Source organism: Bartonella sp. AP88XZML, assembly GCF_042195565.1.
Lineage (GTDB): Bacteria > Pseudomonadota > Alphaproteobacteria > Rhizobiales > Rhizobiaceae > Bartonella.
This window is the reverse complement of sequence record NZ_JBHIOQ010000006.1, coordinates 21,315-48,102: the sequence shown is the minus strand read 5'-3', so window position 1 is coordinate 48,102 and position 26,788 is coordinate 21,315. Positions and strand designations below refer to the sequence as shown.

Annotated in this window: 33 protein-coding genes and 1 pseudogene; 33 read left to right on the top strand and 1 reads right to left on the bottom strand. The window is 39.7% G+C overall.

Annotation, left to right across the window (positions count from 1 at the left end):
- The 32 genes and pseudogenes from ACFIK2_RS00400 to alaS form a co-directional block, all read left to right on the top strand.
- A pseudogene (locus ACFIK2_RS00400) lies at positions 1-69 on the top strand (elongation factor Tu); the annotation flags it as partial.
- Between the two features lie 61 nt (positions 70-130).
- On the top strand, positions 131-439 hold the full coding sequence (gene rpsJ, locus ACFIK2_RS00395) for a 30S ribosomal protein S10 (protein WP_005773267.1): 309 nt from the start codon (positions 131-133) through the stop codon (positions 437-439).
- A 27-nt stretch (positions 440-466) separates the two neighbouring features.
- The gene (gene rplC, locus ACFIK2_RS00390) at positions 467-1,204 is read left to right on the top strand and encodes a 50S ribosomal protein L3 (protein WP_375676758.1); all 738 of its coding nucleotides are present in this window, start codon (positions 467-469) and stop codon (positions 1,202-1,204) included.
- 2 nt (positions 1,205-1,206) lie between these two features.
- Positions 1,207-1,827, top strand: a complete 621-nt coding sequence (gene rplD, locus ACFIK2_RS00385) for a 50S ribosomal protein L4 (protein WP_375613145.1) — start codon at positions 1,207-1,209, stop codon at positions 1,825-1,827.
- Positions 1,824-2,117, top strand: a complete 294-nt coding sequence (locus ACFIK2_RS00380; protein WP_273723987.1) for a 50S ribosomal protein L23 — start codon at positions 1,824-1,826, stop codon at positions 2,115-2,117. The genes rplD and ACFIK2_RS00380 overlap by 4 nt, the downstream gene beginning before the upstream one ends.
- 20 nt (positions 2,118-2,137) lie before the next feature.
- Positions 2,138-2,971 (top strand): 50S ribosomal protein L2, encoded by an 834-nt coding sequence (gene rplB / locus ACFIK2_RS00375; protein ID WP_375611474.1) that lies wholly within the window; start codon positions 2,138-2,140, stop codon positions 2,969-2,971.
- Positions 2,972-2,986: 15 nt separating this feature from the next.
- Positions 2,987-3,265: a 30S ribosomal protein S19 gene (gene rpsS, locus ACFIK2_RS00370; RefSeq protein WP_375617719.1), complete on the top strand. Its 279-nt coding sequence runs from the start codon at positions 2,987-2,989 to the stop codon at positions 3,263-3,265.
- A 2-nt stretch (positions 3,266-3,267) separates the two neighbouring features.
- Positions 3,268-3,657 carry a 50S ribosomal protein L22 gene (rplV, locus tag ACFIK2_RS00365; RefSeq protein ID WP_273791407.1) on the top strand — a complete coding sequence of 130 codons (390 nt, stop codon included), beginning with the start codon at positions 3,268-3,270 and terminating at the stop codon, positions 3,655-3,657.
- Positions 3,657-4,367, top strand: coding sequence for a 30S ribosomal protein S3 (gene rpsC, locus ACFIK2_RS00360; protein WP_273791408.1), 711 nt, complete (start codon positions 3,657-3,659; stop codon positions 4,365-4,367). Before rplV ends, rpsC begins: the two co-directional genes overlap by 1 nt.
- Before the next feature lie 36 nt (positions 4,368-4,403).
- On the top strand, positions 4,404-4,817 hold the full coding sequence (rplP, locus tag ACFIK2_RS00355; RefSeq protein ID WP_375611475.1) for a 50S ribosomal protein L16: 414 nt from the start codon (positions 4,404-4,406) through the stop codon (positions 4,815-4,817).
- Between the two features lie 12 nt (positions 4,818-4,829).
- On the top strand, positions 4,830-5,030 hold the full coding sequence (gene rpmC / locus ACFIK2_RS00350) for a 50S ribosomal protein L29 (RefSeq protein WP_375606714.1): 201 nt from the start codon (positions 4,830-4,832) through the stop codon (positions 5,028-5,030).
- A gap of 11 nt (positions 5,031-5,041) precedes the next feature.
- Positions 5,042-5,281, top strand: coding sequence for a 30S ribosomal protein S17 (gene rpsQ / locus ACFIK2_RS00345; protein ID WP_012231991.1), 240 nt, complete (start codon positions 5,042-5,044; stop codon positions 5,279-5,281).
- Between the two features lie 144 nt (positions 5,282-5,425).
- Entirely contained in the window at positions 5,426-5,794 is a 369-nt protein-coding gene (gene rplN, locus ACFIK2_RS00340) for a 50S ribosomal protein L14 (protein ID WP_004855715.1), read from the top strand.
- A 12-nt stretch (positions 5,795-5,806) separates the two neighbouring features.
- Positions 5,807-6,121 (top strand): 50S ribosomal protein L24, encoded by a 315-nt coding sequence (rplX, locus tag ACFIK2_RS00335; RefSeq protein ID WP_375617722.1) that lies wholly within the window; start codon positions 5,807-5,809, stop codon positions 6,119-6,121.
- Positions 6,114-6,671 carry a 50S ribosomal protein L5 gene (gene rplE, locus ACFIK2_RS00330; RefSeq protein ID WP_375617723.1) on the top strand — a complete coding sequence of 186 codons (558 nt, stop codon included), beginning with the start codon at positions 6,114-6,116 and terminating at the stop codon, positions 6,669-6,671. The genes rplX and rplE overlap by 8 nt, the downstream gene beginning before the upstream one ends.
- A 24-nt stretch (positions 6,672-6,695) precedes the next feature.
- On the top strand, positions 6,696-7,001 hold the full coding sequence (gene rpsN / locus ACFIK2_RS00325; protein WP_375617724.1) for a 30S ribosomal protein S14: 306 nt from the start codon (positions 6,696-6,698) through the stop codon (positions 6,999-7,001).
- A gap of 14 nt (positions 7,002-7,015) precedes the next feature.
- Positions 7,016-7,414: a 30S ribosomal protein S8 gene (gene rpsH, locus ACFIK2_RS00320; RefSeq protein ID WP_375613142.1), complete on the top strand. Its 399-nt coding sequence runs from the start codon at positions 7,016-7,018 to the stop codon at positions 7,412-7,414.
- 39 nt (positions 7,415-7,453) lie between these two features.
- Entirely contained in the window at positions 7,454-7,987 is a 534-nt protein-coding gene (rplF, locus tag ACFIK2_RS00315; RefSeq protein ID WP_375617726.1) for a 50S ribosomal protein L6, read from the top strand.
- A gap of 12 nt (positions 7,988-7,999) precedes the next feature.
- On the top strand, positions 8,000-8,362 hold the full coding sequence (rplR, locus tag ACFIK2_RS00310) for a 50S ribosomal protein L18 (protein ID WP_375676757.1): 363 nt from the start codon (positions 8,000-8,002) through the stop codon (positions 8,360-8,362).
- Positions 8,363-8,473: 111 nt separating this feature from the next.
- Positions 8,474-9,022, top strand: a complete 549-nt coding sequence (rpsE, locus tag ACFIK2_RS00305) for a 30S ribosomal protein S5 (RefSeq protein WP_375617727.1) — start codon at positions 8,474-8,476, stop codon at positions 9,020-9,022.
- Positions 9,023-9,053: 31 nt separating this feature from the next.
- Complete coding sequence (gene rpmD / locus ACFIK2_RS00300) at positions 9,054-9,260, top strand: 50S ribosomal protein L30 (protein WP_375611481.1); 207 nt, start codon at positions 9,054-9,056, stop codon at positions 9,258-9,260.
- A 20-nt stretch (positions 9,261-9,280) separates the two neighbouring features.
- Positions 9,281-9,748, top strand: a complete 468-nt coding sequence (gene rplO / locus ACFIK2_RS00295; protein WP_375617728.1) for a 50S ribosomal protein L15 — start codon at positions 9,281-9,283, stop codon at positions 9,746-9,748.
- 161 nt (positions 9,749-9,909) lie between these two features.
- Positions 9,910-11,256, top strand: coding sequence for a preprotein translocase subunit SecY (gene secY / locus ACFIK2_RS00290; RefSeq protein WP_375617729.1), 1,347 nt, complete (start codon positions 9,910-9,912; stop codon positions 11,254-11,256).
- Positions 11,253-11,831, top strand: coding sequence for an adenylate kinase (locus ACFIK2_RS00285; protein WP_375633793.1), 579 nt, complete (start codon positions 11,253-11,255; stop codon positions 11,829-11,831). Before secY ends, ACFIK2_RS00285 begins: the two co-directional genes overlap by 4 nt.
- 180 nt (positions 11,832-12,011) lie before the next feature.
- On the top strand, positions 12,012-12,380 hold the full coding sequence (gene rpsM, locus ACFIK2_RS00280; protein ID WP_026500557.1) for a 30S ribosomal protein S13: 369 nt from the start codon (positions 12,012-12,014) through the stop codon (positions 12,378-12,380).
- A 114-nt stretch (positions 12,381-12,494) separates the two neighbouring features.
- Positions 12,495-12,884, top strand: a complete 390-nt coding sequence (rpsK, locus tag ACFIK2_RS00275; protein WP_007347762.1) for a 30S ribosomal protein S11 — start codon at positions 12,495-12,497, stop codon at positions 12,882-12,884.
- A gap of 94 nt (positions 12,885-12,978) precedes the next feature.
- Positions 12,979-13,992 carry a DNA-directed RNA polymerase subunit alpha gene (locus ACFIK2_RS00270; protein ID WP_375611485.1) on the top strand — a complete coding sequence of 338 codons (1,014 nt, stop codon included), beginning with the start codon at positions 12,979-12,981 and terminating at the stop codon, positions 13,990-13,992.
- A 24-nt stretch (positions 13,993-14,016) separates the two neighbouring features.
- A complete protein-coding gene (rplQ, locus tag ACFIK2_RS00265; RefSeq protein WP_273791421.1) occupies positions 14,017-14,445 on the top strand; it encodes a 50S ribosomal protein L17 in 429 nt (142 codons plus the stop codon).
- Positions 14,446-14,713: 268 nt separating this feature from the next.
- Positions 14,714-16,108 carry a DegQ family serine endoprotease gene (locus tag ACFIK2_RS00260; protein WP_375634735.1) on the top strand — a complete coding sequence of 465 codons (1,395 nt, stop codon included), beginning with the start codon at positions 14,714-14,716 and terminating at the stop codon, positions 16,106-16,108.
- Positions 16,109-16,115: 7 nt separating this feature from the next.
- Positions 16,116-17,441, top strand: a complete 1,326-nt coding sequence (locus tag ACFIK2_RS00255; protein WP_375633791.1) for a replication-associated recombination protein A — start codon at positions 16,116-16,118, stop codon at positions 17,439-17,441.
- A 970-nt stretch (positions 17,442-18,411) separates the two neighbouring features.
- On the top strand, positions 18,412-19,455 hold the full coding sequence (gene recA, locus ACFIK2_RS00250) for a recombinase RecA (protein WP_273791424.1): 1,044 nt from the start codon (positions 18,412-18,414) through the stop codon (positions 19,453-19,455).
- Positions 19,456-19,659: 204 nt separating this feature from the next.
- Positions 19,660-22,326, top strand: coding sequence for an alanine--tRNA ligase (gene alaS, locus ACFIK2_RS00245; protein WP_375634736.1), 2,667 nt, complete (start codon positions 19,660-19,662; stop codon positions 22,324-22,326).
- A gap of 1,239 nt (positions 22,327-23,565) precedes the next feature.
- Here alaS and ACFIK2_RS00240 read toward each other — a convergent pair.
- Positions 23,566-25,347 (bottom strand): glucan ABC transporter ATP-binding protein/ permease, encoded by a 1,782-nt coding sequence (locus ACFIK2_RS00240; RefSeq protein WP_375676756.1) that lies wholly within the window; start codon positions 25,345-25,347, stop codon positions 23,566-23,568.
- A gap of 206 nt (positions 25,348-25,553) precedes the next feature.
- Between ACFIK2_RS00240 and ACFIK2_RS00235 the strand changes: the two genes are divergently transcribed.
- Complete coding sequence (locus ACFIK2_RS00235; RefSeq protein WP_375643218.1) at positions 25,554-26,537, top strand: RluA family pseudouridine synthase; 984 nt, start codon at positions 25,554-25,556, stop codon at positions 26,535-26,537.
- Positions 26,538-26,788: the final 251 nt, after the last annotated feature.

The following is a 26,788-nucleotide window of genomic DNA, read 5'->3' as shown; positions in this document are numbered from 1 at the left end:
CTTCGTTTTGCTATTCGTGAAGGTGGTCGTACTGTTGGTGCCGGTATCGTCTCTAAGATCATTGAATAAATAATGCTTGTTGAGTGCTTTGATTATTGAAGGCACTTTGTATAACAGGGAAATAAAGAGCATGAACAGTCAGAATATTCGCATTCGCTTGAAAGCGTTTGATCATAGAATTCTTGATACGTCGACGCGTGAGATCGTATCGACTGCTAAACGTACCGGTGCAAATGTCCGTGGTCCCATTCCGCTTCCGACGCGGATTGAGAAGTTTACGGTCAATCGTGGACCGCATATCGATAAGAAAAGTCGTGAGCAGTTTGAGATGCGAACACATAAGCGTCTTCTTGACATTGTTGATCCAACGCCGCAAACAGTGGATGCGCTTATGAAGCTCGATCTTTCTGCTGGTGTGGATGTAGAAATTAAGCTCTGAGGTTTGAGGACAGAAGGAACAGACCCGATGCGTTCAGGTGTAATAGCACAGAAGCTGGGCATGACCCGTATTTATAATGATGCTGGTGAGCATGTGCCGGTGACGGTACTTCGTTTGGAGAATTGTCAAGTCGTTGCTCAGCGTACAGTTGAAAAGAATGGTTATACTGCTGTTCAATTAGGTGTAGGCTTTGCTAAGGTTAAGAATACTTCACAAGCTCTTCGTGGACATTTTGCTAAGGCTTCTGTTGAGTCTAAAGCCAAAATAGCAGAGTTTCGTGTGAGTCCCGACAATCTTCTTGATGTTGGTACTGAGATTACAGTGGAACATTTTGTTCCAGGACAAAGAGTTGATGTGACTGGTACCAGTATTGGTAAGGGGTTTGCTGGTGTTATGAAACGACATAACTTTGGTGGGCATCGTGCTTCTCATGGTAATTCGATTACACATCGTGCTCATGGTTCTACAGGGCAGTGCCAAGATCCTGGTAAAGTTTTTAAAGGTAAAAAAATGGCTGGCCATATGGGGCAAGTGCGTGTAACAACACAGAATATTGAAGTTATTTCCACTGATAGTGAGCGTGGTTTAATTTTAGTGCGTGGTGCTGTTTCTGGTTCTAAAGGTTCTTGGATTTTGATACGGGATGCTGTGAAGAAGCGTCTTCCTGATAATGCTCCAAAGCCTGCTGGTATTCGCCGTCTTGTGAAGGAGAAAGCGGAAATGGTTACTCCGGTGACGGAAACCTCTGAGGTTGAGGGAGCCTAATAATGGATCTTGTAATTAAAACTCTTGATGGTAATGAAGCTGGCAAATTAAAGGTTTCTGAAGCTATTTTTGATCTTGTTCCGCGTGAGGATATTTTGCAACGTGTTGTTCGTTGGCAGCTTGCACGTCGTCAGCAGGGAAGTCATCAATCCCAAGGTCGTTCTGATGTGTCGCGAACAGGGGCAAAAATGTTTAAACAGAAAGGAACTGGGCGTGCTCGACATTCATCTGCACGTGCACCGCAGTTTAGGGGTGGGGGTAAGGCACATGGACCGGTGGTTCGTAGCCATGCGCATGATCTTCCTAAAAAGATTCGTGCTCTTGGGTTACGTCTTGCTTTATCTGCAAAATTAAAAGCAAAAGATTTAATTATTGTGGATGAGTTGACTGTTAAGGATGCTAAAACGAAAATGCTTGTTTCTCATTTTTCTAAGCTTGGATTTAATAACGCTCTCTTGATTGATGGTAAAGAGATTGATATTAACTTTTTTCGTGCAGCCTCTAATATCCCTAATATTGACATTTTGCCTATTCAGGGAATTAATGTTTATGATATTTTGCGTCGCAGCAAACTTGTTTTATCAAAAGCAGCTGTTGAGGCTCTTGAGGAGCGTTTTAAATGACAGATCTTCGCCATTATGATATAATTATTAGTCCAGTTATTACTGAAAAGGCGACTATGATTTCTGAATATAATCAAGTTGCTTTTAATGTCGCGCCGAAAGCGACGAAGCCTGAGATTAAGGCTGCTATTGAAGCGCTTTTTAGCGTAAAAGTTAAAGCAGTTAACACGATAGTCCGTAAGGGTAAAGTGAAGCGTTTCAAAGGTATAGTTGGTCGGCAGAGTGATGTCAAAAAAGCGATCGTAACTCTGGCCAGTGGTCAGACTATCGACGTTTCGACAGGTCTTTAAGAGGCTCGGAGATAGGAATAATGGCACTTAAGCAGTTTAATCCAACGACACCTGGGCAGCGTCAGCTTGTTATTGTGGAACGTTCTTGTCTTTATAAGGGAAAACCTGTAAAGATGTTAACTGAAGGTTTGTCTTCAAAGGGTGGACGTAATAATCGCGGTCGTGTTACTGCTCGTTTTCAGGGTGGTGGACATAAACGTAGTTATCGGTTTGTCGACTTTAAGCGTCTTAAACGTGATGTTTCAGCAAAAGTTGAGCGTTTAGAATACGATCCTAATCGTACCGCTTTTATTGCTTTAATCCGCTATGAGGATGGGCAATTGAGTTATATTCTTGCACCACAGCGTCTTGGTGTTGGTGATTCTGTTATGGCTGGTTTAAATGTGGATGTTAAACCAGGTAATGCTATGCCTCTTGCTAATATGCCTGTAGGTACAATTATTCATAATGTTGAGATGAAGCCAGGGAAAGGCGGACAGATTGCACGTTCAGCAGGTGCTTATGCGCAGTTGGTTGGACGAGATCATGGTATGGCTATTCTTCGTTTAAATTCTGGTGAGCAGCGTTTGGTTCCGAGTAGCTGTTTTGCAACTGTTGGCGCTGTTTCAAATCCTGATCATGGGAATATTAATGATGGTAAAGCAGGTCGGTCACGTTGGCGTGGTAAGCGTCCACATGTTCGTGGTGTTGCTATGAACCCCGTTGATCATCCACACGGTGGCGGTGAAGGTCGTACATCGGGGGGGCGCCATCCAGTATCTCCTTGGGGTAAACCTACGAAAGGTAAGCGTACGCGCTCCAATAAAGCTACTGATAAATTTATTATGCGTACGCGTCATCAACGCAAGAAATGAGAAAGGTAGTCTGAGGTGGTTCGTTCAGTGTGGAAAGGTCCGTTTGTTGACGGCTATCTTCTTGGTAAAGCAGAGAAGGTACGTTCAAGTGGGCGCAACGAAGTTATAAAAATATGGAGTCGTCGCTCTACTATTTTACCGCAATTTGTTGGTTTAACTTTTGGTGTTTACAACGGTAATAAGCATATTCCTGTTTCTGTTTCTGAAGAGATGGTTGGGCATAAGTTTGGTGAGTTCGCTCCTACCCGAACTTATTATGGTCATGGTGCCGATAAGAAAGCGAAGAGGAAGTAGGAATGGGAAAAGCTAAAGTTTCGCGCCAGCTTAAAGATAATGAAGCAAGAGCTGTCACGCGGACAATTCGTGTTAGTCCGCAGAAGCTTAATTTAGTTGCTGCAATGATTCGTGGTAAAAGAGTTAATGTAGCGCTCGCTGATTTGATGTTTTCACGCAAGCGTATTGCTGCTACTGTGAAAAAAACGCTTGAATCAGCAATTGCAAATGCAGAAAATAACCACGATCTTGATATTGATTCGCTTGTTGTGGCGGAAGCTTATGTTGGTAAGTCGATAGTGATGAAGCGCTTTCATGTTCGTGGTCGAGGGCGTGCTAGTAGAATTGAACGTCCATTTTCGCATCTTACTGTTATTGTTCGTGAAGTTACCGAAAAAGTGGAGGCCGCGTAATGGGGCAGAAGATCAATCCAATAGGACTTCGTCTTGGTGTTAATCGGACTTGGGACTCTCGTTGGTATGCTGATAGTGGTGAATATGGGCGCCTTCTTCATGAAGATTTGAAAATTCGTTCATATGTGCTTGAGGAGCTTAAACAGGCAGCTATTTCTAAGGTTGTTATTGAGCGTCCTCATAAAAAGTGTCGTATTACGATTCATTCTGCACGTCCTGGTTTGATTATTGGTAAAAAGGGTGCTGATATCGAAAAGCTTCGTCGTAAGCTATCAGAAATGACGGATGCTGAAACTTCATTGAATATTGTGGAGATTCGTAAACCGGAGATTGATGCGACAATTATTGCGCAATCAATTGCTCAACAGTTAGAGCGTCGTGTTGCTTTTCGTCGTGCAATGAAGCGTGCTGTTCAGTCTGCTATGCGTCTTGGTGCGGAAGGTATTCGTATCAATTGTTCTGGCCGTCTTGGTGGTGCTGAAATTGCTCGTATGGAATGGTATCGTGAAGGTCGTGTTCCACTTCATACCTTGCGTTCTGATGTTGATTACGGTACAGCAGAAGCTAAGACCGCTTATGGTATTTGTGGTATTAAAGTTTGGGTCTTTAAGGGTGAGATTCTTGAGCATGATCCGATGGCTTCAGAACGTCGTGCTACGGAAGCTGATCAATCTGGTTCTTCATCGAATCGTCGCCGCGAAAATGCTTAGTTTTTGAGATTGAACTAAAATTTGGAGTAGAGAACAATGTTGCAGCCAAAGCGCACAAAGTTCCGTAAACAGTTCAAAGGCCGTATTCACGGTTTTGCGAAGGGTGGTACGGATTTGAATTTCGGTGCCTACGGTTTGAAGGCTGTTGAGCCGGAGCGGGTCACTGCTCGTCAAATTGAAGCGGCGCGTCGTGCGATTACACGTTATATGAAGCGTTCTGGTCGTGTGTGGATTCGTATTTTTCCAGATCTTCCGGTTACATCTAAACCGACTGAAGTTCGTATGGGTAAAGGTAAGGGAAGTGTTGATTATTGGGCTGCACGTGTTGCTCCTGGGCGCGTCATGTTTGAGCTTGATGGAGTTCCGGAGGATGTTGCACGTGAAGCACTAAGATTGGGTGCTGCAAAGTTGCCTATAAAAACGCGTTTCATCCAGCGTATTGCTGAATAGTGAGGTTAAGCGATGAGAGCCACAGAATTACGGGCGCAAACGCTCGACCAAATGAAAGATGAATTGGCTAAGTTAAAGAAAGAGCAATTTAATTTGCGTTTTCAAAAAGCAACAGGTCAATTAGAAAAGACTGCGCGCGTTAGACAAGTTCGTCGTGATATTGCGCGTATTAAAACTTTTCTTCGTCAAAAGATAAGTGAAAGTAAGGTTTAAGGAAATAAGAGATGCCTAAACGCGTTTTGCAGGGTGTTGTTATTAGCGACAAAAGTGATAAGACTGTTGTTGTCAAAGTTGAACGCCGTTATTCTCATCCGCTTCTTAAGAAGACTGTTCGGCAGTCTAAAAATTATAAAGCGCATGACGAAAACAACCAATTTAAGATTGGGGATCAAGTTTCTATTCAAGAATCTAGACCAATTTCGAAAGATAAATGTTGGATTGTTGTAAAAGACAATGTAGCGTAATGAGTTAAGCTTATTGTTTTAGAATTTAACAGTGTGGTTATCATTGATAAATTTGAAGGCGATAACTTTATCGTTATTTGGCAGGCAAATCCGAGTGTGTAAAAGGTACAATCGGATATATGTGTTAAGAGAAGGTGGCCAGTCATGATTCAGATGCAAACAAACCTCGACGTTGCTGATAATTCTGGAGCGCGTCGTGTCATGTGCATCAAAGTGTTAGGCGGTTCAAAGCGGAAATATGCTTCGGTCGGTGACATTATTGTTGTTTCGGTTAAGGATGCAATTCCTCGTGGACGTGTTAAAAAAGGTGATGTTATGAAAGCTGTTGTGGTTCGTACTGCTAAGGATATTCGTCGCGCAGATGGTAGTGTCATTCGTTTTGATAGTAATGCTGCGGTTTTGGTGGATAATAAAAAAGAGCCGATCGGTACTCGTATCTTTGGACCTGTTCCCCGTGAATTGCGTGGTAGGAATCATATGAAGATCATCTCGCTTGCTCCTGAAGTTCTGTAAGGAGTAAATGTTATGCAGAAGATTCGAAAAGGTGATAAAGTTGTTGTTTTGTCCGGTAAGGATAAAGGATGTAGTGGTGAAGTAATTAAGGTTAGTCCAAAAGAGAATAAGGCTTTTGTTCGTGGGATTAATATGATTAAACGTCATCAACGTCAAACGCAGAAGCAAGAAGCTGGAATTATTTCTAAAGAAGCTCCGATTCATCTGTCTAATTTGGCGATTGCTGATCCTAAAGATGGTAGGCCTACACGTGTAGGCTTTCGTGTGAATGCAGATGGTAATAAGGTTCGTTTTGCCAAGCGTTCGGGAGAGTTGATTAATGGCTGAGGAAAGACAAATACCGCGTATGAAAGCGCATTATTTTGAAGTGATTCGTAAAGTGCTTCAAGAGAGGTTTAATTACAGAAATGCAATGCAAATTCCGCGGATTGATAAAGTTGTAATAAATATGGGGATAGGTGAAGCAACTGCTGATTCCAAGAAACCTTCCCTTGCCGCTGAGGATTTAGGGCTAATAACGGGTCAGAAGGCTGTTGTTACGCGTGCGCGTAATTCTATTGCGACCTTTAAGGTTCGTGAAGGAATGCCTCTTGGGGCTAAAGTTACATTGCGTAAAGATCGTATGTTTGAGTTTTTAGATCGTCTTGTGACGATTGCTCTTCCGCGGGTTCGTGACTTTCGTGGTTTAAATCCAAAGAGTTTTGATGGTCGTGGCAATTTTGCTATGGGTATTAAAGAACACATTGTGTTTCCAGAAATCAACTATGATAAAGTTGATCAAATTTGGGGCATGGATATTATTGTTTGTACGACAGCAAAAACGGATGATGAAGCTCGTGAGTTATTGCGTGCTTTTAATTTTCCTTTTCGTTCGTAACGGCAAGCGTAGTGAGGTGAAATTATGGCCAAAGTAAGTGCCGTTGAAAAAAATAAGCGTCGTGAGTTGATGGTAAAGTGCTATGCTGCTCGTCGTGCACGTTTGAAAGCAATAGTTATGGATCAGAAGGTTTCTCTTGAAGAACGTTTTAAAGCTTCTGTTCAGTTGGCAGAGTTGCCGCGTAATTCTTCGAAAGTTCGTATTCGTAATCGCTGTGAGGTTTCAGGTCGTCCGCGGGCTTATTATCGTAAATTAAAAATGTCGCGAATTGCGTTGCGTGAACTTGGCTCTATTGGCTATATTCCTGGTATTGTAAAGTCTAGTTGGTAAGAGGAGATTATTTAATGTCTATGTCAGATCCTCTTGGTGATATGTTAACACGTATTCGTAATGCACTTGGTCGTAAAAAAGGTAAAGTAGTTACTCCAGCTTCGAAGCTTCGTGCACACGTTCTTGATGTTCTTCAGTCGGAAGGTTATATTCGCGGATATAATCGAATTGATTTAGGTGATGGGAAAGCTGAAATTGAAATCGAATTGAAGTATTTTGAAGGGCTGGCTGCTATTCGTGAGATTTCACGTGTATCAAAGCCAGGGCGTCGTGTGTATGTTTCTGCTAAGTCACTTCCTCAGGTGGCAAATGGCCTTGGTATTTCGATTTTATCGACTCCTAAAGGCGTCATGGCAGATCATGAGGCGCGTGAACAGAATGTTGGTGGAGAACTCCTTTGTCGTGTTTTCTAAGTTATGTCAAGAAAACGGAAGAAAAAGTAGGTTAGAACAATGTCTCGTATTGGAAAGAAACCCATTTCAATTCCTTCTGGAGTTACTGCTACTGTTGAAGGTCAGCTGGTTAAGGCAAAAGGTCCAAAAGGTGAGCTGAGTTACGTCGTCAATGATGAAGTCTTAGTCAAACTTGAGGACAATATCATATCAGTTATGCCGCGGGATCAGTCAAAAGATGCGCGTTCTAAATGGGGTATGTCGCGCTCAATGATTGAGAACATTTTTTGTGGTGTGAAAGATGGTTTTGAAAAGAGGTTGGAGATTAATGGGGTTGGTTATCGTGCTGCTTTGCAGGGTAAGGATGTTCAACTATCTCTGGGTTTTTCGCATGATGTGGTTTATAAAGTTCCGTCGGGTGTTACTGTGACTGTTCCTAAGCCAACGGAAATTGTTGTTTCTGGAATTGATAAACAGCAAGTTGGACAAGTTGCAGCGGAGATTCGTGAGTATCGTAGGCCTGAGCCTTATAAAGGTAAAGGTGTTAAGCATGCAGATGAACGTATCTTCCGTAAAGAAGGTAAAAAGAAATAAGGATTTTGTATTATGGTTTCATCTAAGGACATTATCCAACGTCGTGCAAGGCGTGTTCGTCGTAGAATTAAAATGGTTTCTCATGATCGTCCTCGGCTTAGTGTTTATCGTTCAAATCAGAACATTTATGCTCAAGTTATCGATGATTTGCGGGGATGTACACTTGTTTCAGCCTCTACTCTTGAAAGTGATTTGAAAAAATCGTTAAAGAGTGGTGCTAATAAAAAGGCGGCCTTTGCTGTTGGTAAGTTAATTGCTGAGCGTGCGAAGAAAGCGGGTGTTAATGAGGTGGTTTTTGATCGTGGAGCGTATGTGTACCATGGTCGCGTCAAAGCTTTAGCTGAAGCTGCTCGTGAAGGTGGTTTGAATTTCTAAAATTTCTTATTTATGAATGAGTAAGGAGAGTTTAGAGTATTTCGTTTAAGTTCTTCCAGTTTGATGAGGGACTTTGTTATCGTGCTTCCGGAAAAGAAAAAGGAATGAGGAATGGCACAAAAAGAACGTGGTGAGAGAGAAGAACGCGATAATGAATTTGTCGATAGGCTCGTTCATATCAATCGTGTTGCTAAAGTTGTAAAGGGTGGTCGGCGTTTTGGTTTTGCCGCTCTTGTTGTCGTTGGAGATCAAAAAGGGCGTGTGGGTTTTGGACATGGTAAAGCCCGTGAAGTTCCAGAAGCCGTTCGTAAAGCAACGGAATCTGCAAAACGTGGGATGATTTATGTTCCGCTTCGGTCTGGGCGTACATTGCATCATGATCTTGAAGGTCGTCACGGAGCTGGGCGTGTTTTGCTACGTTCGGCTTCTGCTGGTACTGGTATTATTGCTGGGGGACCGATGCGTGCTATTTTTGAAGCTCTTGGTATGCAGGATGTCGTTGCAAAATCACTAGGATCGTCGAATCCTTATAACATGGTTCGTGCAACATTTGATGCATTAAAACATCAAGTGCATCCTAGAGATATTGCTGCTCAACGTGGTATAAAGTATTCGACTTTGCAGGCGCGTCGTCGCCATTTAGTCGACCTAGAAGGGTAGTTTCTGAGATTATCAGAAAAGGAATTAGGAAATGGTTCAGAAAAAATCTCAGAGTGGTAAAACTGTGACTGTGGAACAAATTGGAAGCCCTATTCGAAACTCACAGATTCAGCGTGCAACCTTAAAGGGGCTTGGACTAAATAAAATGCGTCGTCGGCGCGTTTTAGATGATACACTTTGTGTGCGGGGTATGATTGCTCGGGTTCGGCATCTTGTTCGCGTTATAGATGAAGGTTAAGGGTTGCGGGAGTATTAGATATGAAACTCAATGAACTGCGTGATTGCGAAGGCGCAACAAAAAATCGTAAGCGTGTTGGGCGTGGTATTGGTTCCGGTATGGGTAAGACTGGTGGTCGTGGTGTAAAAGGGCAAAAGTCACGTTCTGGTGTTTCCCTTAATGGTTTTGAAGGTGGGCAAATGCCTATCTATCGTCGTTTGCCAAAACGTGGATTTAGGAATTTCTTTGCTAAAACCTACAATGAAGTTTCACTAGGACGTATTCAGTTGGCAGTTGATGCAGGTAAGTTGAATATTGAAAAGCCTGTTGATATGGTTTCTTTGAAAGAGGCTGGTATTATTCGTCGTGAAAAAGATGGGGTTCGTCTTCTTTCTGCTGGTGATTTGAAAACTAAGATTACCTTTCATGTTTCTGGTGCTTCACAAGCTGCTCGTGTTAAGATTGAAAAAGTGGGTGGTCAGGTTATTCTTCCTGATATTGCTCGATAATTTTTTAATATGAATAGAGACCTAAAGAAGAATGATATCTGTTTTGTGGGATCTTTTGTGGAGAATTGTTTAAGTTCTGCATTTGTTTATGTATGCATATATGAATTTTAGGATTATACTTCTGTGATTTAAAGAACTGGAGTGTAAAGTGGAGACGTTTTATGGCATCAGCAGCAGAGCAATTTGCTTCCAATATAAACTTCGGCACCTTTTCGCGTGCAACTGAATTAAAGAAACGTATCTGGTTTACTCTGTTGGCGCTTCTTGTATATCGTTTTGGCACTTACATCTCTCTTCCAGGTATCAATATCGATGCTTTGCGGCAAACATTTGAACATCACGCGTCGGGTGTATTAGGACTCTTTAATATGTTTGCTGGAGGTGCCGTTGGGCGTATGGCTATTTTTGCGCTGGGTATCATGCCTTATATATCGGCATCTATTATTGTGCAATTGTTAACATCTATTATTCCTTCTTTGGAAACTCTTAAAAAAGAAGGAGATTTAGGTCGTAAGATTATCAATCAATATACGCGTTATGTAACAGTCGTATTGGCAATCCTACAAGCTTTTGGTATTGCGGTTGCGCTTGAAAGCGGTATAGGGTCGGGGCTTCAAATTGTTTTAGAACCAGGTCTTATGTTTCGTATTTCTTCTGTTATTACGCTTGTTGGCGGAACGATGTTTCTTATGTGGCTTGGCGAGCAAATTACGTCACGTGGTATTGGTAATGGGGTTTCTCTTATCATTTTTACAGGGATTGTAGCCAACTTTCCTTCTACTTTTGCTCAGCTTTTGACAGCTCATAGTCAGGCTGATTTATCAACTTTTCTTTTAATAGGAATCGTTCTTATTGCTGTTTTGGTTATTGGGCTTATTGTTTTTATAGAGCGTGCGCAACGGCGAATTCTTATCCAATACCCGAAACGTCAGGTCGGTAATCAAATGTTTCAAGGAGATATGTCGCATCTTCCTTTAAAGTTGAATACTGCTGGTGTTATTCCACCTATTTTTGCTTCATCTTTATTATTATTACCTGCCACTATTAATAATTTTTCTGATAAAATGCCACAATGGGTTCAGGAGATTTCTTATGCTCTTGGTCATGGACAGCCACTTTATATGATTGTTTATGCATTTTTAATGGCGTTTTTTTGCTTTTTTTATACAGCTATTGTGTTTAATCCAAGTGATACTGCAGATCAGTTGAAAAAACATTCTGGTTTTATTCCAGGGATTCGTCCAGGTGAGCGTACAGCCGAATATATTGATTACGTTTTGACGCGTATTACTGTTGTGGGGGCACTTTATATTATCTTGGTTTGTTTGTTACCTGAATTTATGATATCTGCATTACAGGTTCCTTTTTATCTTGGGGGAACATCCTTGTTGATTGTTGTTACTGTTACACTTGATACGGTTGCTCAAATTCAGGGGCATCTTGTTGCCCACCAATATGAAGGGTTGATAAAAAAATCAAAACTTCGTGGAGGTAGAAGGAATCGATGAGAGTTATTCTTTTAGGTCCTCCTGGAGCGGGAAAAGGTACGCAAGCAAAAATGTTGACTGAGGAATATAGCATTCCTCATTTATCAACAGGGGATATGTTGCGTGAGGTGATTGCCAAAGAAACGGAGATTGGTAAAAAAGCTAAAGCTATTATAAGTTCTGGTGCTTTGGTACCTGATAGTATTGTTAATCAAATCGTATCAGATCGGATTGATGAAGCTGATTGTGTAAACGGTTTTGTTTTGGATGGATATCCGCGAACTGTAGGGCAGGCAGAAGCGTTGCAACAGATACTGAATTCAAAAAATACGCAGCTTAATGCTGTTATTGAGTTGTGTGTTGATGAAGACGTGTTGATTGAACGTATGAAGAAGCGCGTTGAAGAAACAATAGCGGCTGGTGGACAGGTTCGTTTAGATGACAATCCTGTTGCTTTTGCAAAAAGATTAGTAGAATATCGTGAAAAAACAGCTCCCTTATCAAAATTTTATTCAGAGAGGGGAATGTTGAAGGTTATTGATGGAATGATTGGTGTTGCTGAAGTGACACGTATGATTAGAGGGTTTCTTTCATGAGATTTTTTTAGAAATAAATGAAAAGAGTTGACTTTTGAGATGAAATCTATCAAAAGTGAATTTAATTTATTTTAGTGAAATAATAGGATTCGGAAGAATTTTTTTCTGAGTCTATTTTTTTCTATAAGGTATATCAGGTATTTTATAACAATTTGTCAAAAATAACTAAGGAGAGTAGGCGTGGCTCGTATTGCTGGCGTCAATATCCCGACAAATAAGCGTGTAATTATTGCGCTTCAATATATCCACGGGATTGGACCAAAATTTGCTCAAGAAATTATTGAAAGAGTTGGCATTCCTTTGGGGCGTCGTGTGCATGAGCTTTCAGATGCTGAGGTGCTGCAGATTCGTGAGGCAATAGATCAGGGGTATCAAGTTGAAGGTGATCTTCGTCGTGAGGTTGCTATGAATGTTAAGCGTTTGATGGATCTTGGTTGTTATCGAGGATTGCGTCATCGCCGGTCTTTGCCTGTCCGAGGACAGCGTACACATACGAATGCTCGTACGCGTAAAGGTCCGGCTAAGGCAATCGCCGGTAAGAAGAAATAAGGGCCTTTGTGGAAGGTTTTTATATGTTCTTTTTCTTGTTTGATTTGTTTGACAAGGAAAAAAAGGTGGAGCTGCTGATGTTACGGCAGTGATGAGATCGTTGAAAGGGAAATTATGGCCAAGGAAGCCACACGTGTTCGTCGTCGCGAACGTAAAAATATTTCATCGGGTGTTGTTCATATTAATTCAACATTTAATAACACAATGATTACTATTACTGATGCTCAGGGTAATGCAATTGCTTGGTCATCTGCGGGAGCTCAGGGGTTTAAAGGTGCACGTAAATCGACACCTTTTGCTGCTCAAGTTGCTGCGGAGGATTGTGCAAGAAAAGCGCAAGAGCATGGTATGCGTTCTTTGGAAGTTGAAGTTTGTGGACCTGGATCAGGGCGTGAATCTGCTCTACGAGCATTGCAATCTGTTGGTTTTGTCATTACTTCTATTCGCGATGTAACACCAATTCCTCATAATGGATGTCGTCCGCGGAAAAGGCGGCGTGTTTAATTGGGTGTTGTTTTTTGTTGTCGGAGATTTCTCTGATGTTCACATTGGTCGTTACGATTGAATGGTAACGGAACTAAAGAACGGGAATAAAAATATGATCCAGAAAAACTGGCAGGAACTTATTAAACCCAATAAGGTTGAATCATGTGCACATGATAATCCAAATATTATAAGTGTGATTGCTGAACCTCTTGAGCGTGGTTTTGGTTTAACGTTAGGAAATGCGCTTCGTCGCGTTTTGTTATCTTCGCTTCGTGGTGCTGCTATTACTGCTGTGCAGATTGACGGTGTCTTGCATGAATTTTCATCGATTCCAGGTGTGCGTGAGGATGTTACGGATATTATTCTGAATATAAAAGAAATTGCGCTTCGTATGGAAGAAGAAGGTCCTAAACGTGTCGTCGTTTATAAAGAGGGGCCTGGTGTCGTGAAAGCGGGAGATATCAGTACAGTTGGGGATATGGAAATTCTAAATCCAGATCATGTTATTTGTACTCTTGATGAAGAAGCTGAAATTCGTATGGAATTTATTGTCAACACAGGAAAGGGGTATGTTCCATCTGATCGTAATTGTGTTGATGATGCACGTATAGGGCTTATTCCAATTGATAGTCTTTATTCACCGATCCGTAAGGTATCTTATAAAGTAGAAAATACACGCGAAGGTCAAGTTCTCGATTATGATAAATTAACGCTCACGATTGAAACAAACGGTGCTGTTAATGGTGAGGATGCTGTTGCTTTTGCAGCACGCATTCTTCAGGATCAATTATCGTTATTTATTAACTTTGAAGAGCCACAGAAGGAGCCTGTTGAAGAGGCTGATTCTGAGCTTTCTTTTAATCCTGCTCTTCTCAAAAAAGTGGATGAATTAGAACTTTCAGTTCGTTCGGCAAATTGTCTTAAGAATGATAATATTGTCTATATTGGTGATCTGATTCAGAAAACAGAATCTGAAATGCTTCGGACACCGAACTTTGGTCGAAAATCGTTGAATGAGATTAAAGAAGTTTTGGCGTGTATGGGTTTACATCTTGGGATGGAGATTCCTGCGTGGCCGCCTGAAAACATTGATGATCTTGCAAAACGTTATGAAGATCAATATTAAAATTAGAATTTAAGGAGAGGGCTTATGCGCCATAGTAAGTCAGGACGCAAGTTGAACCGTACTGCCAGTCACCGTAAAGCGATGTTTGCAAATATGGCAACTTCGTTGATCGAGCATGAGCAGATTGTGACAACGCTTCCAAAAGCTAAAGAAATTCGTCCTATTGTTGAAAAACTTGTTACTCTTGGTAAGCGTGGTGGTTTGCATGCGCGTCGGCAAGCTATTGCAGCACTTCGTGATGCAGGAAAGGTTGCGAAATTATTTGATACGCTTGCGCCACGTTATGCATCACGCAACGGTGGGTATTTGCGTATTATGAAAGCGGGGTTTCGTACCGGTGATAATGCGCCCATGGCTGTTATAGAATTTGTTGATCGTGATGTTGAAGCGAAGGGTGCTGGGGATCGTGCTCGCATGGAAGCTTCTGAGAATGAAAAGGGAACATCTTCGTAGAGTTTTTTATTCTGTTGGATTTTTAAAGGCCGCCTTGTCTTGGGCGGTTTTTTTTGTGAGCATTTTTAAGTTTGTTTTAGTTGAGAAATAGGTGCAGAGAGAAAATTATAGAATATTGAATTATCTTATTTTTATAATATTTATTGTTCAAATAGGTTGTTTTTATTCTCTATTATGAAATATTAATAGAGGTCCTTAATTTGCGGGGATACGTTTTTTTATTCTATTAATCTTCAACAGAATGTGCTGATTTTATAAGGAGTGGATTATGAGGTGTTCTTTTTGGGTGCAGATTTTTTTTGTAATTATGATGCAGATATCATTTGATCATGTATATGCTCATGTTCCTCAAACACAAACAGAAATCACTCTTTCATTTGCTCCTTTAGTTAAAAAGACAGTTCCATCTGTTGTAAATATTTATGCAGCTCGACAAATTAGAGCTAGATCACCTTTTGAAGGCGATCCATTTTTTGAGCAATTTTTTGGTCGTTTTCAAAATAAATTTCCTGTTCGTAAGCAATCGTCATTAGGATCAGGGGTGATTGTTGATGCACGTGGTTTGATCGTTACAAATTACCACGTCATTAAAGATGCAAGCGAAATTAAAGTGGCTTTTTCTGATGGACGGGAGTTTGAGAGTAAGGTCGTGCTCAAAGATGAAGCAACTGATATTGCAATTCTTGAAGTTAAGGAAAAAGATGCTCAATTTCCGGTTCTTTCTTTGGGAAATTCTGATACTGTTGAAGTTGGTGATCTTGTTCTTGCTATTGGTAATCCTTTTGGTGTTGGTCAAACAGTTACAAGTGGTATTGTTTCAGCGCAAGCGCGTACACGTGTTGGGATTTCTGATTTTGACTTTTTTATTCAAACAGACGCAGCCATTAATCCAGGGAATTCTGGTGGCGCTTTAATTGATATGAAAGGTCAGTTAATCGGAATTAATACGGCTATTTATTCGCGTTCCGGTGGTTCTGTAGGGATTGGTTTTGCTATTCCAGTTAATCTTGTAAAAGTAATGCTTGATACTGTTAAACGCGGTGGAAAATATTTTGTGCCGCCTTATATTGGGGCTTCTTTTCAAAATGTTACACCTGATATTGCTGGTGGTTTAGGTTTAGAACGTCCCTATGGTGCTCTGATTATTGAAGTTATCAAAGATAGTCCTGCTGAAAAAGCTGGATTGAAAGTAGGTGATGTTATTTTGAGTGTGCAGGGGGTACGCGTTGACAGCCCAGATAGTCTTGGGTATCGTTTGATGACAGCTGACGTTGAGCATAGTCTTGCTTTGGAATATTTACGAAGTGGAAAAACTTTAAAAACACAAATAACAGTTTCATCGATATCAGAAACTGCATTTTTAAAATCTGAAAAAATTACGGGTGAAAGTCCTCTTGCTGGTGCTGAGGTGTTAGATTTAACACCGCAAAATAGTCGACGTTTTCATCTTCCTATATCTGCAAAAGGGGTTGTGATTACCAATCTTGAGGAAATGAGCAATGCTGCTGGAATTTTTCAGTCAGGAGATATTCTACGTGTTGTAAATGGCCATAAAATTCAAACAGTTCATCAGTTGAAAAAGGTTCTTATGCAAGGTCGCTCAAATATGTGGCAATTGGAATATGAACGTGATGGTATGTATATTCGCCAATTTATTCGTTGAGGTTTTTTTGAAGAAAGATTTTTTTACTTCGTCGTTTGATTTTCAAGTTAATAAAAATCAGCCACTAGCAGAAAGAATGCGCCCTTGTTCTCTCAATGATGTTGTGGGACAAAAGCATTTGATTGGAGAGGATGGTTTGCTTTCACGTATGGCGGCAACAGGCTCAATTGGATCGATGATTTTTTGGGGACCTCCAGGGACGGGAAAAACGACCGTTGCACGTTTGTTAGCCCTTGAAACAAATTTCGCGTTTGAACAGGTTTCTGCTATTTTTACAGGAGTTTCTGAACTTAAAAAGATTTTTGAAGTTGCGCAGAGGCGTTTTATATCTGGGGATAAAACACTTCTCTTTGTTGATGAAATTCATCGGTTTAATCGTGCACAGCAGGATAGTTTTCTTTCTGTGATGGAAGAGGGTACTGTGGTACTTATAGGTGCAACAACCGAAAATCCTTCTTTTGAACTGAATGCTGCCCTTCTTTCGCGTGCACGTGTTTTAACATTTCTTTCTCATGATCATGAAAGTTTGGACATGCTTTTGAGGCGTGCTGAAGAAGTGGAGGGAAAAACTCTTCCCTTGGATAATGATGCCAGAGACGTTTTGATAGAGATGTCTGATGGTGATGCGAGGGTTGCGTTAACATTGGCAGAGGAAGTTTGGTCTATTGCACCATTGGGAGAGATTCTTGATGTTGTTGCTTTGCAAAAAGTTATTCAGCGTCGTGCGCCTATTTATGATAAAGGACGAGATGGGCATTATAATCTCATTTCAGCGTTGCATAAATCCGTTCGTGGATCTGATCCTGATGCTGCGCTTTATTATTTGGCACGTATGTTGGATGCTGGTGAAGATCCTCTCTATATTGGGCGAAGATTGGTTCGTATAGCCGTTGAAGATGTTGGTTTGGCGGATCCTCAAGCTCTTGTCATTTGTAATGCAGCAAAAGATGCCTATGATTATTTAGGATCACCAGAAGGAGAATTGGCTTTGGCGCAAGCATGTCTTTATGTTGCAACTGCGCCAAAGTCAAATGCAGCATATCTTGCGTATAAAGCAGCACTGCGTTGTGCACGCAAAAATGGCTCTTTACCACCTCCTAAGCATATTCTTAATGCTCCTACGAAATTTATGAAGGAAGAAGGGTATGGAAGTGGTTATTGTTATGACCATGATGAACCAGATGCTTTTTCAGGACAAGAATATTTTCCCGAAAAACTTGGGCGTCAGAGTTATTATAAACCAGTTGAGCGTGGTTTTGAGCGTGAAATTGTGAAACGTCTTGAGTGGTGGCAACAGTTGCGCAAAAAACGTAAAGATCAAAATAAAATTTGAGTTGAAATACGTTTTTTATTGATCTCTTATGTTATTGTATGAGAAATTTAGCTTATATTTTAAACATTTATTGCATTGCTTGTAGAGATTTTTTTTTGATATCTCCAAAATTGCATATTTTTTCAAATTTAAATATGTCATTCAACTTTTAAGCTGCTTTATTTTTTTTGGTTTTTATTAAATAATATATTGACTTATAATGATAATTGACTGTTTCGTAAGTTGAATGAAAGTTTCAAATACCGTAAATTTCTCTCATCCCAAGTCTGTTATTTGTTGAAGCAATCAAGTTATTCGCTTGCATGTTACAAGCAGGATTAGCGTGTGATAAAAACTGTACAAGAAAGGACTAAAAATCCCTCTTATGAATCGTCTCAAGTGCCGAGAGCTGTCGCAACATTGGGGGATGATAAATAGTGTGATGGTGCCGGCTTGCTCCTTCTATAGAGTAAAGATGGTGGTGCCTAAAGGGTTTTGCAGTATACCACATTCATAGGTGTTGTCACAAAATGAGCTTGGAAGTTTTGAGAGATGTTTCTTAAATCAAGTGCATGAATATGCAACACAATAGCGTTTTGTTCTTCGATGCAATAGGGTATGAGGTTGATTGATGATGCGTTTTTTGTGTGATCAATAGTGGGAGAATTCTTAGTCTCTCAAGTATTTAATCAAAGGGATAAGCAGAAGGGTTGTAGAACATTGTGTTTAAAATTAAATTGTTCCTTTTCTAGAGAGATATAAATATGTTAACTATGCTCCCATAGAGATATTACTTTATTGAAGTTTATTATGTGTCATAAGATAAGCAATGCCAATTCTTTATTGTGATGGTCATGAATGTTTATGGACATAATGTGGAGATAGGAATGGAAATAGTCTGTGAAAATCTAAACTCAAGCCTTTAGTTAAATTAAAAGTACAGTGTACACTAAAGTTTTAGGTTATTATGGATTCGGTCAAGGATATAATCGTGGATAAAACAAAAGCTCTCGATGCTGCTCTCTCACAAATTGAACGTTCTTTTGGTAAAGGCTCGATTATGCGTCTTGGGCAAAAAGAGCAGGTTGTTGAAATTGAAACAATTCCAACAGGGTCGTTATCCTTGGATATTGCTTTAGGGATTGGTGGATTACCGAAGGGGCGTATTGTTGAGATTTATGGACCAGAAAGTTCTGGGAAAACAACATTGGCTCTCCATGCTATTGCTGAGGCACAGAAAGGTGGTGGGATTTGTGCTTTTATTGATGCAGAGCATGCGCTTGATCCTATTTATGCGCGTAAGCTTGGTGTTGATTTAGAAAACTTGTTCATTTCTCAGCCAGATACCGGTGAACAGGCATTGGAAATTACAGAAACGTTGGTTCGTTCTGGTGCCGTTGATGTGCTTGTTGTGGATTCTGTCGCAGCTTTAACACCGCGAGCAGAAATTGACGGTGAAATGGGTGATGCTTTGCCCGGATTGCAAGCTCGGTTAATGAGTAAAGCGTTACGAAAATTAACCGCAGCAATTTTTCGCTCTAACTGTATGGTTGTTTTTATTAATCAAATTCGCATGAAAATTGGTGTGATGTTTGGTTCTCCTGAAACGACAACGGGTGGAAACGCTTTAAAGTTTTATGCTTCTGTTCGTTTAGATATTCGTCGCATTGGATCCATTAAAGATAGGGATTCAATCGTTGGTAATCAGACGCGCGTTAAAGTGGTGAAAAATAAATTGGCACCTCCATTCAAACAGGTTGAGTTTGATATTATTTATGGTGAAGGTATTTCCAAAGTAGGTGAATTGATTGATTTGGGTGTCAAGGTTGGTGTTGTGGAAAAATCTGGTGCATGGTTTTCTTATAATTCTCAGCGTTTAGGGCAGGGGCGTGAGAATGCAAAGCAGTTTTTACGTGAACATGTGGAAATAGCTACAGAGATTGAAGCAGCTTTGCGCCAAAATGCTGGTTTGATTGCGATTGAATTGTTAGAAAATGCAGGGTCAGAAAATATAGAAAGTGATGAAGCCATTTGATGGGGCGTTTTTTTCGTTTATAATTTTTTTCCTTTAAGATTTTTCTGTTTTTTTGTTTGAGTTTTTAAATACGCAGTCGTTGTTTCTCAATTTTTTAAAACAAATATTCCATTTTTGATTAAATTGACTCCATGCGTGGCGAAGAGGATTTAATGAGGGGGATTTTTCTTTTATGGTTTTGTGCTGTATTGAGCAGGTGTCAACATGAATAATGTTAATAATATTCGGTCAATATTTTTGGATTATTTTCATCGTAATGGGCATAAAGTTCTTTCTTCTAGTCCGCTTGTTCCGCGGAATGATCCTACACTTATGTTTACAAATGCAGGGATGGTGCAGTTTAAAAATGTTTTTACTGGACTTGAACAACCTTCTTATACGCAGGCAACAACGGCACAAAAATGTGTTCGTGCGGGTGGAAAGCATAATGATCTTGATAATGTTGGTTATACGGCGCGCCATCATACATTTTTTGAAATGCTGGGTAATTTTTCTTTCGGTGATTATTTCAAGGAAGAAGCTATTTTTTTATCATGGAATCTTTTAACAAAGGAATTTTGCCTGCCAAAAGATAAATTGTTGGTGACAGTTTATCAGAGTGATGATGTTGCTGCTGAACTGTGGCGTAAAATTTCTGGTCTTCCAGATGAAAAAATTGTCCGTATTGCGACGGCTGATAATTTTTGGTCGATGGGAGAAACAGGCCCTTGTGGGCCTTGTTCGGAGATTTTTTATGATCATGGTGATGAAATCTGGGGCGGTCCTCCTGGAAGTGCTAATGAAGATGGGGATCGCTTTATTGAGATTTGGAATCTTGTTTTTATGCAGTATGAGCAAGTTTCTAAGGAAGAACGTGTTAACTTACCTCACCCTTCTATTGATACCGGTATGGGGTTAGAGCGTATTGCAGCTGTTTTACAGGGTGTTCATGATAATTATGACATTGATCTTTTTCGTGCATTAATTGACGCGTCAGAAGAAATTACAGGGATTGAGGCAAAGGGTGATTTTATTGCCAGCCATCGTGTCATTGCTGATCATCTTCGCTCATCTGCATTTTTGATTGCTGATGGTGTGCTTCCTTCTAATGAAGGAAGAGGATATGTTTTACGTCGTATTATGCGTCGTGCTATGCGTCATGCGCATCTTCTTGGTGCTAAAGAGCCCTTAATGTGGCAACTTTTGCCTGCTTTAATTCGCGAAATGGGACAAGCTTATCCTGAGTTGGTGCGTGCTGAATCTTTGGTTTCAGAAACTTTAAGGTTAGAAGAAATACGTTTTCGTAAAACGCTTGAACGAGGACTTGGTTTGTTGAACGAAGCAAGTACCGATCTTAAAGAAGGGGACTATTTGAATGGTGAAGTTGCTTTCAAGCTCTATGATACCTATGGTTTTCCGCTTGATTTGACGCAAGATGTTCTTCGTCGTCGCGGAATATCTGTTGATGTTGGTGCTTTTGATAAAGCGATGGAACGCCAAAAAGAGGAGGCACGTGCCAATTGGTCTGGTTCTGGAGAAGCTGGAACAGAAAAAATCTGGTTTTCTGTTCGTGATCAAGTGGGGGCTACAGAATTTTTAGGTTATGAAACTGAGACGGCGAAAGGTATTCTTACAGCTCTTGTGTGTGATGGTAAAATTGTTGATCATATTTCTTCAGGTCAGAAAGCTATGCTTGTTGTTAATCAGACACCTTTTTATGGTGAATCTGGTGGGCAAATTGGTGATAGCGGTATCATTTCTGGTGAAAATTTTATTTTTAAGGTGCATGATACCCAAAGAAAGGGTGATGGTGTTTTTATCCATATTGGGGAGGTGAAATCTGGTCAGGCATCGAGGTCTGATTGTGTAGAATTAACGGTTGATATTGTTCGTCGTAAGAAAATTCGTGCGAATCACTCTGCTACTCATTTGTTACACGAAGCTTTACGCCAAACATTGGGGGACCATGTTACACAAAAGGGCTCTCTTGTATCGCCAGATCGGTTGCGTTTTGATTTTTCACATCCAAAATCCGTTTCACCAGAAGAGTTGAAAAAAATAGAAGATTTAGCCAATGAGATTATTTTGCAAAATAGTAGAGTGATAACGCGCCTCATGGCTGTAGATGATGCCATTTCTGAAGGAGCCATGGCATTGTTTGGTGAAAAATATGGTGATGAAGTTCGTGTTGTTTCTATGGGGGAGCCACTTGAACAGGGAAGATTAAAAAAGCGTTGGTCAATTGAGCTTTGTGGAGGGACACATGTGGAGCGAACAGGTGATATCGGTTTGATTCATATTGTTTCTGAAAGTTCTGTTTCAGCTGGAGTGCGGCGTATTGAAGCTTTAACAGGCAAAGAAGCACGTCTTTATCTTAGCCGCCAAGATGAACGTATTCATGAAATTGCTGATCTTTTAAAAATTTCTTCTGTTGGCGTGGAAGAACGGGTGCGAATTTTGCTTGATGATCGTCGTAAACTTGAAAAAGAATTGAATGATGTACGCAAGAAAATGATGTTGAGTGGTGGAATAACAGAAAGGAGCCAAGATGATATTATCATCATCAATGGGTTTTCTTTTACCGGACGCGTTGTTAAAAATATTTTACCACGGGATCTTAAGGCGCTTGTCGATTCTGAGAAAAAACAAATTGGATCTGGAGTGGTTGCTTTTATTAGTGTCTCGGAGGATGGAAAAGGGAGTGCTGTTGTCGGTGTTACGGATGATTTAACGGATAAATTAAATGCTGTAGATCTCGTTCGTATTCTTTCAGCGATGCTTGGTGGTAAAGGTGGAGGTGGCCGTCCTGATATGGCGCAGGCTGGTGGTCCTGAGGGGAACAAAGCTGAGGAGGCATTTGCGGCACTAAAAGATTTTCTTGAAAAAAATTAAAGAATGAAATCATTCTGCATAGGTGTTTTTCACATTGTTATATTTGGTTGGCATCTATGTATCATGAATATCTGTCTGGTGTATTTCTGAAATGCAGATACAGCGTAATTGGGGAAAATACAATTGTAAAGATAAAGACAGTGTTTGTCTTTATCACCACTTTATCATTTGGCTTTATAGCTTCCAAGCGTTTCAGGAATCACCTTTTTAAGATAAGATAGATTATGCAGCACTTCATGCTTTGCTGTGTATTCTTTTACTAGGGAGACTAGTTATTATGTTGCTCTTATAGATTTTTTGAAGAAACATCTCTTTTTATGAAAGAAAAATATAAGATTTATTGCATACGATTATCCTTATAAAGTTATAAGCTGTCATTATTCGATTAGTTTTCAAATGAATAAAATCTCTTTCCTTGAAAAGGCTTATAAAAGCGTTGTTATATCTTAGAGCTATTGTTTTCATTTTGCTTGTTATGTACAAAAAAACAGTTTTTTGGTTTATTATTAAAAGGTCTTGAAAGGAATATTCTCCTATCTTTATAAATCTTTATTTCATATTATAAAGTAATGAATTATCAATATGAATCAAAGGAATATCACATAAATCTAAAGATTTAGATTAACATCTAATTTATTTATGATAAAATTGCTTTAATACATTGAGTTATAATGATAATTTATCGTTTTATCTTTTGAATAAGAGCTACGAATATTCGTAGGATTTTATTATTTCAAATTCTGTGTATGTTAAATTAATCAAAACCACTCACGAATGTCGTTGTGAAATGGGCTTAAGAGCATTGAGAAATGTTTCTTAAAAAAAGTCATATGAATGTGCAAAACAATGATGTTCTGTTCTTTATGAGAGGACTATAAAGAAAGTGATAAACAAAGTGCAACGCAATACATAATATTCATTATTTAAAAGATATTTCTTTAGTTCGTTTTGAAATTCGTAAAGCTGAGTAAAAAGAAGACGGTAAAACTGGAAATTGTTTTTACCTTTACATTTTCCCTAAATGAGAATGTATACTCGTCAATATTCACAGATATAGGGAAATATTTTTGTCCCAATCTAGTAAAATTGCAATAGCAGAGAAAATACTAGACTGTTTTAATATTTTTCTTAAATACCTAAAATGGATTGTGGTATTTTTAGAAATCTTTTTACTTGTATCATATATAAGCACTCTTGTTATTCTGAGGAGGATTTTTTTGCTTGAAAAGAGTGTCAATTTTATGATGCTATGGCTTCATGTAAGGGGATAACATTTTCTCCTTCTCTTTTTGGTGGTTTGATTGTTAAACCACTTGCCTTTAAAAATTTAGAGAAACGTCCCCCTCTATCGATTAATTCTTGAAAGTTTCCTTTTTCCATTAAGTGACCATGATCCAGAAAGAGTATCACATCAGCATTGCGTACTGTTGAGAGGCGATGTGCTATAATAAAAGTAGTACGGTTATGGCTTATACAATCGAGAGCATCTTTGACTCGTGCTTCTGTTTCAACATCAAGAGCGCTTGTTGCTTCATCTAGAATGAGAATAGGGGCATTTTTTAAAACAGCGCGTGCAATTGCTAGTCGTTGTTTTTCTCCACCTGATAATTGAGATCCTCGTTCGCCCACTATTGTGTTATAACAATCAGCTTTTTTTAGAATAAAATCGTGAGCTTCTGCTATTTTTGCTGCTTCATAAAGTTCTTCATTCGTTGCGCTCGCTTTTCCTATTGAAATATTGTCATGAATAGTACGGTTGAAAAGACCCGAGTCTTGAAATACTGTTGCTAGAGATTTGCGTAAAGATTCGCGATTGATTGAGCATATATTTATTCCATCAATGGAGATATGCCCAAGGGTAGGGTCGTATACGCGCTGCAACAGATTGATCAATGTTGTTTTTCCAGCCCCTGTTGGTCCTACAATCGCAACAGTTTGTCCTGCTTTAACTTCAAAGGAAATATCAAAAACACCTTGAGAAGAATTTTGGAATTGATAGGTCACGTGATGAAATTGTATGGCGCCTTTAACATTTTGGAGGGAAGGAAGATTTTGCGGTTCGTTGATATGAAAGGTTGAGTCTTCCATTTCAAAAAATTCTTGCAGTTTTGCTTGTGAGGATATTGCACAATTAATAAAACTGCTCATTTGGTCTAGGCGGCTAATCATGAGTTGTGCAAATCCAACAAAAGCAACGACTTCACCTACTCGTAATTGATCTTTTGCAACAAAAAAAGCTCCAAGGAGAAGAACACAAACGATTGAAATTGTTGAAGCCATTCGATTTAAGCCACTGGCGAGCGCCCACCAATTGAGAACAGGATTTTGTGCTTTAAGCAGAGCATTTGTATGTTGATGCAGTATAGAAGCTTCTTCTTTTATTCGGTTATAACTTTGTACAATGGAAACATTAGAGATTGAATCACTGACATGTTTAAAAAGGTTGTGGTGGTAGCATTCCACAGCGGCTTGTCCGTCTTTTGTTTTTCGCATCACTAAACGTGCAATTAATACGTAGGTGATGGCAAGCACAACCAAGACTATTGAAAGACGCCAATTCATATTAAACGCTATGGGGATGAGAACCAATAAGGCGACAAGCGTTGAGAGGTGTTGGCGCATAAAATCAAGCCATATGGTTGACATGGAATCTATTGCGCGCAAAAGTGTATGGAGTGCGTTGGAAGTTCCACGTTGTTGATGCCAAATTAAAGGCATGGCAATGATACGTTCGAAAGATTCCGTTAAAACCGTTAAGCGGCGTCTATGGGCTAAGCGGTCAGCACCGCGAGCAACAAGGACATAAGCAATAATATGTGAAAGTCCAAAACAAACCCAAATGGTAAGAGTAGGAATGATAGCTGATTTTTCTGAAATAGAATCAATAACACGTCCGAATAAAATAGGTTCTGCAATAGTGATAATAGCTAATATAACATTAGCGGTACAGATTAAAAGGGATGCATTTTTTTCTCTATTTAGGTAAGTGAGAACACGTGCATAGGTTTTGAATAAGGACACGGTTAATTATCTCCATTCGCTATTAAGCGTAAAGGCTGTTGATTTTTACAACGCTTAGTTTTTAGCTAATAAAATTTGGATGTTAAGAAAAGGCAATTTTGGATACTAACTGTAATATGGTGTGATAAAACCAACTAAAATATGAATTTTTGTGTTTATAAAGGCGCAAAAATAGATCAATAAAATTATCAGGTAAGGGAATTTTCATGGCAGGCATAGAAATAAAAAAAGTTGAGGCAGATGAAAATGGAATGCGCTTAGATCGCTGGTTTAAAGTGCATTATCCAGGACTTGGTTTTGGAGCTTTGCAAAAATTGTTGCGTTCTGGTCAGATACGGGTTGATGGTGGACGTGTTAAAGCCGATACGCGTCTTTGTATAGGACAGGCTGTTCGTATTCCACCTCTCCCTATTAATGACAAGGAAAATCTTTCAATAACGGATAAAACACTTCGTGGGCAGGATGATGGGACCGTTTTGAAAAAAATGCTGCTTTATGAAGATCCAAAGGTATTTGTTTTTAATAAACCAGCTGGATTGGCTGTACAAGGAGGCTCTGGTTTAACACGTCATATGGATAGTATGCTTGAGGTATGGCGCAATAAAAAAGGTGAAAAGCCGCGTTTGGTTCATCGTCTTGATCGTGAGACGTCGGGTGTGCTTATTGTTGCGCGATCAAGGGGAGCTGCTCAGTCCTTAACAGCTGCTTTTAGAGCGCGAGAAACAAAAAAGACTTATTGGGCGTTGGTTCGGGGCGTGCCTAAAAAAAAGCAGGACAAAATTTCAACGTGGATGGTTAAGGAAATGACTGCACAAGGTGACAAAATGCGTGTTTGTGAACATGGGGAGCCAGATTCACATCATGCGGTTTCCTACTATCGCGTTTTAGATACGAGAGGGCGGGCTCTTTCGTGGCTTGAAATGGAACCCTATACTGGGAGAACACATCAGCTTCGTGTGCATGCTGCCCATATGGATCATCCTATCATTGGCGATACAAAGTATTTTTTTTCTGATAGTAATTGGACATTACCAGGAGGAATTCAAAATCGTCTTCATCTTCATGCACGTCGTATTCGTATTCCTCATCCTTCAGGAGGAATATTGGACATTGTTGCACCTTTACCACCTCATATGGTTCAAAGTTTTAATCTTTTGTCTTTTAATGAGAGTGATGCTGAAACAGAGTAAAGAAACTTCATTTGTTCTTTTTGATTGATATAAAATTTTGTCTATAAATTTAATAAGATGAATAGGGCATCATTTGAAGGAAGTTTTTGATAAGTCAATCGCTATGAGAAAATTATGTTTTTGAGTGATGAAATTTTCGAATATCATGGCTTTCTTTCTACAGCTCTTTATCCATATTGATTGTATTGTTATTTTTTGGATATGGTGTATCATTTAATAATCTGAGTTTATGAAGCTGCTTCTTTGAATTA